This window comes from Synechococcus sp. R6-7, from assembly GCF_047461695.1.
Lineage (GTDB): Bacteria > Cyanobacteriota > Cyanobacteriia > Thermostichales > Thermostichaceae > Thermostichus.
In genome coordinates, this window is the sequence record NZ_JANSHS010000207.1 from 1 (window position 1) to 5005 (window position 5005).

Below are 5005 nucleotides of genomic sequence, written 5' to 3' on the forward strand. Positions count from 1 at the left end.
GACGGGGCTTGCCGCGCCTTTTGGTCAGGGTGCGTACTCTTCAAACTCGCTCCAAAAAGGCCACCCCCTCCACATGCCCGGTTTGGGGAAAGAAGTCAGCCGCCCGCCATTGGGTAAGGCGATAGGATCCCTCTGCCAGTAGGATCTGCAAGTCTCGCGCCAAAGTGGCAGGGTGACAGCTAATGTAGACGATGCGTGGTGGTCGTCGCAGCTTTAGGGTCTCGAGCACTTGGCGGTCGCAGCCGCGCCGCGGCGGATCCAGCACCACAATGTCGGCAGGGGGCAGGGTCGGCAAAACCTGTTCCACCGTGCCCTGGAAAAATTGGGCTGAGGCGATACCGTTGAACTGGGCATTGTAGCGGGCTTGGGCCACCGCTTCCGGCAAAGCTTCCACCCCCATCGCCCGTTTCGCCCGTTGCGCCAGCAGCAAGGTTAAGGTGCCGATGCCACAGTAGGCATCCAGGATGGTTTCCTCTCCCCGCAGGTTCAGTTGGTCGGCTATCCAGGTAAAAAAGGCTTCTGCTTGCTCTGTGTTGACCTGGAAGAAAGAGGTGCTGTCGATCCAGAGGGAAAAACCGGCAAATTCCTCCCGCAAAGACCCCCGACCGGCAATCACCTCAGTCTCCGGGCCGAAGATGGCATTGGTGCGGGCCGAGTTGAGATTGAGACAGACCCCCACCAGGTCAGGGTAGCGCTGCATCCAGCGTTCGGCCCAGCTTTCCAGATGGGGCAGGCGACGACTGCAACTGACCAAGGTCAGGAGCACCTCGCGGGTACGGCGACCGATGCGCAAACCCAAGTGGCGGAGATGACCTTGGTGACGACTTTCGTCGTAGACACTCCAGCCCGTTTCTTGGAGATCCCGCTTGATTTCCCTCAGGAACACATCCAGCCGCTCGTCTTGCACGGGGCATTGGTTGAGGTTCACCAGGCGGTGGCTGCCCCGTTGGTAGTAGCCCATGCGCAAGGGCTGGCCCTCCGGTTTGGCCATGGGGTAGGTGACCTTGTTGCGATAGCGCAGCGGCTGCTGGGATCCCAAAATAGGGACAGGCTGCGGCAGAGTCAGACCGCCAATCCGCTCCAGTGCATCCCTGAGGATTTGCTGCTTGGTGGCCAATTGCTGGGCATAGCTGACATGTTGCCATTGGCAGCCACCACATTTGTCCGCCACAATGCAGGCTGGTCGCACCCGTTGGGGAGAGGGAGAAATCAGCGACCGAATTCGCCCGACCAAGTAGTTGCGCTTGATCTCGGTTATTTGGGTCACCACCTGATCCCCGGGCACCGCCTGGGACACAAACACCACTCGCCCTTGTCCAAGTCCTACCGTGTGGGCAATGCCATCTCCCTGGGGGGTCAGGGCTGTGACCTCCAACGCCAAGAGATCCCCAGGTTTAACGGGATCAGGAAGGCCGGAAGGGATCGGATGTTCCATTAGGCTGTTTCGCCGAAATTCGAAATAACTATAACCATAGGTCAGGTCGTGTTGGCTGGAGTCAGCATTGCCGGAAAAAGCTGTAGCAAGGCAAAAAGCATGTCAGCCGCCAACTGCTTACGGGATTGAAAACCCCATCCAATGAAGTGGTTCACTCCTTGGTCAAAGCAGATAGAGAAGGCAAAACATCTTCTCGAAAAGGAACCTCATTTTGATTCACGTTCTCCAGCTCGGCCAACATGAGAGGGTTAACCCGGTTTAGGTAGGGCACCAAAACCTGTTGTAGCCTTCGGCTGTAGAAGCGGTGGTAGCTGTACACAGGCGTGGCCGGAAATCCCCGTCGAATCTTATGGGATCCCCCTGCGCCGGGATCAAAGTTGCGGATCCCTTCTCGGATGGCGAGGGCAATGGGCTCGTAGTAGCAAACGTTAAAGTGCAAAAACTTCACCTCCTCCCGACAACCCCAGTAGCGCCCGAACAGGCGATCTCCCTTACGAATACAAAAAGACATCCCCACAATTTCTGCATTCCGTTCCCCGGCCACCAGCACAACTCGCTCCCGATAGTTGGGATAGAGAGACTCGAAAAAGCGGCGATTGAGATATTTGCTCCAGTTCCAAAATTGGGCGCAGGTGTTGCTGTAAAAGTCGTACATGAGAGACAACAGGCGGGGCGTGATCTCCTCTCCTGTGTAAATCTTGAGTTCTAGGCCGCTTTTTTCCATTGCAGCCCGCTCTCGCTTGATGTTGCGCCGCTGGTTGGCATTGAACTGGCTCAAAAAGTCTTCGTAAGAGCGGTAGCCGGGGTTGTGCCACTGGTAGTTGTGGGTGATCCGGGGCGTAAATCCATCCGATTCCAGTTGAGTCCGCCAGTCCAGATCTACATAAAGCAAGCTAAACACCGAAATATCCTTCTCTTGGCAAAACCGGTCAATGGCTGCCAGCATCAACGACCACACCTCTGCTTCCGAATACTCGGGATGGACGAGGATGCGATAGCCCGTGGCCGGGGTGAAGGGGGCCATGCCGATTAACTTCGGGTAGTAGCGTTCCCCCAATTGGCCGGCAACTGCAGCCCATTCTTGGTCAAAGACAAACTCCCCCTGGCTGTGGCTTTTCAAATACAAGGGGGCAGCAGCAATCAACCGGCCGTCCGCCTCCACCAACAGGTGACAGGGCAGCCACCCTGTCCTGCGGCTGGCACAACCTGAGCTTTCTAGGCTGTGCAACCATTCGTATTCCAAAAAAGGAGAGGTGCGCTCCGTTTGCAAGGCGTGCCAGGCCCCTGCCGGGATCTCGCGAATATCGTGGCACCAGCGCCATTTCAACCCGGTTGACATTTGCCTGCCTGGATCAGACCAACCCGCCGCCCAATCGCCTCAGCTTGGCCGGGAAAAGGCCCCCCAATGCTCTTGCCGACTCAAGAGGGGATCCCCCGCCGCCAAATGCAGCACCTGGCAGGATCCCTGCGCCTGCTTGATCACGTACCACCCTGAAACGGGGTCGGAGACCACGCTGCTGCTCCTTTGCCCGTCCACAACTTCTCCGGCGGAAAACCACACTTTTGGGTTCTGGTTTGATTTTAATCGGGATCCCTGGGCTCGTAGTAACGGTTGGCCAAATCCAGAGCCATCTGAAACTTCTGCTCGCGGGTGAGATCGGCCCGTCGGGCAATGTGGGCAAAGCGGTTGATATCTGGGGGCAGGAAGTCGAAAGGACGCTGTTCCCGCACGATGTCCAAGACCAAATCGCAAAGGGCCTGCTGGTAATCGTTATAGAAGATCTCTCCCAAAGCCTTGAGCCGCCCATCGGGCACCGGATTGTTAAAGTCGATGGCCTGCAGCTCTCCCTGCTCGTCGATGAATAGCTCCACCGAGTTCATTTCATAGCCCAAAACTCGATTGATAATCCGACAGGTATTGATGACTTTCTGGCCCATTTCCGGGGTAAGAAATTCTGGATCAAACAGATATTCGCTGGCATCGAACTTGCGAAAGATATACTTGATCGGAATGATCTTTCGGCCAATGCAGAGGGCGCGAATCTGCCAAGGGTAAGGGGTTTTGACCTTCTCTTGGATCATCATCACCTGAGATCCAGAGCGGTCGTAAAAATAGAGGAGCTGCTCCATGTTGTGGGCTATTTCTACTCCAATGGCCTCTCGCCCCTCCGCCGGCTTGATCACCATTGGCCAGCCCAGATCTTCCGCCATCCCCTGCCAATCGAAAAACTTGTGATACTTAAAGTCCTCTGCTTTCAATGCAGGGGCTTCTTTAGGGGGCAGAATGTAAGTTTTGGGGATGGAGATCCCCAGCTCTTTGACCACCATGTAGGCAGCATCTTTGTTGCGCAGGTAGTAATAAAAGCTAAACGGGTTGTTGATGAGGTAAACCCCCCGAAAGGCAAAGCCCATGAACAGGCCGATGGCTTGGGGGTAAAGGTAGCTGAAGCGATCCAGGATCAAGCGATACTTGGTGCGGTAATCCAGGTTCACCTCATGAATGGTGACATGTTCGGCCCGGATCTTGTAAGTTTGGCCGTTGCGAGCTTGAACAGGGGGAAGTGCGTTGAGGCGAGCCAGAGTATCGTCCCCGAAAGGCTCGCTGAAGTGCAGGCTGCCAACCCAATAGTCTTCAATCATCAAAGCTCTCTCGTCAAAAGCTATTCCCTGCAAGGGATCCTACGCGAAGGCGCGGATTTGCGCTTGCCAAGTGGGCCAATCGTGATTCCCCTCCCATACCTCCAGTTGATGGGGGATGTTGTTGCGGCTAAGCACTTCCGCCAGACGCAGGTTGTCGCTGAGGCAGTGGTCGTGGCGAGCGGTGAGCAGCTTCAGCTCGGTGTTGCGCCCGCCCAAGTGATCCCAGAGTTGCCGGCTCATGTTGGACATATAGGCCAGCGGGTTGATGAAATACAGCTCCTGCTCTGCCCGTTGGGGATCCCAGCCGGTGATGGAGCCGAGAGCGGCCACATCGTAGGGCCCCCCCAGGGCCAAGCAACGGCGCACCAAGCCGGGATGCCGACAGGTGAGGTTGACAGCATGGGTAGCTCCCAGGGAAAACCCAGCCACCACCAGAAACTCATTTTGCGCCTCGGCCTTGGCGTAGGGGATCAGCTCTTCTACCCAGTGCTGCTCCAGCAACAGCCAACGATCCCGCCGTTGGGGCAAGTCCAGCTGGCGGTTGAACAAAGTCTCCCAATCTAGGGTTTCCACGCAAAAAGCCTGCAAATAGCCCTGTTCCAGATGATGGCTGAGGCTGGCAATAATGCCGCGATCTTCCACGTCAAAAAAACGCCCGTTGCTGGTGGGCAGACAGATCAGCGGGTAGCCGTGATGCCCAAAGTGGAGCATCTCCATTTCCCGGCCCAAGATCTGAGAGGGAAAGCGCAAGTAGCGGCGAGCGTAGGCCATGAAAAACGGGGAAGGGATCCTCAAGAAATACCCAACCTTTCCGGGGGAAGCATTCTGCTCTGCCTGGTCGAGCAAGGCAAAGGGCACTCTCTGGAAAGGTCCACAAGAGCCACCAGAACAGATGGGAGCAGACGTAAACTACCCGACCCTGACTGCTTC

At 56.4% G+C, this 5005-nt stretch carries 5 protein-coding genes; all 5 read right to left on the bottom strand.

Annotation, left to right across the window (positions count from 1 at the left end):
- Nucleotides 1-40 precede the first annotated feature (40 nt).
- Nucleotides 41-1435 carry a 23S rRNA (uracil(1939)-C(5))-methyltransferase RlmD gene (gene rlmD / locus NW815_RS06790; protein ID WP_414389543.1) on the bottom strand — a complete coding sequence of 465 codons (1395 nt, stop codon included), beginning with the start codon at nucleotides 1433-1435 and terminating at the stop codon, nucleotides 41-43.
- Nucleotides 1436-1586: 151 nt separating this feature from the next.
- Complete coding sequence (locus tag NW815_RS06795; protein WP_414389545.1) at nucleotides 1587-2774, bottom strand: GNAT family N-acetyltransferase; 1188 nt, start codon at nucleotides 2772-2774, stop codon at nucleotides 1587-1589.
- A 39-nt stretch (nucleotides 2775-2813) separates the two neighbouring features.
- Nucleotides 2814-2948 (bottom strand): hypothetical protein, encoded by a 135-nt coding sequence (locus tag NW815_RS06800; RefSeq protein WP_414389548.1) that lies wholly within the window; start codon nucleotides 2946-2948, stop codon nucleotides 2814-2816.
- 68 nt (nucleotides 2949-3016) lie between these two features.
- Nucleotides 3017-4075: an ATP-grasp domain-containing protein gene (locus tag NW815_RS06805; protein WP_414389549.1), complete on the bottom strand. Its 1059-nt coding sequence runs from the start codon at nucleotides 4073-4075 to the stop codon at nucleotides 3017-3019.
- Nucleotides 4076-4114: 39 nt separating this feature from the next.
- Nucleotides 4115-4846 carry an alpha/beta hydrolase-fold protein gene (locus NW815_RS06810; protein ID WP_414415834.1) on the bottom strand — a complete coding sequence of 244 codons (732 nt, stop codon included), beginning with the start codon at nucleotides 4844-4846 and terminating at the stop codon, nucleotides 4115-4117.
- Between the last annotated feature and the right edge of the window lie 159 nt (nucleotides 4847-5005).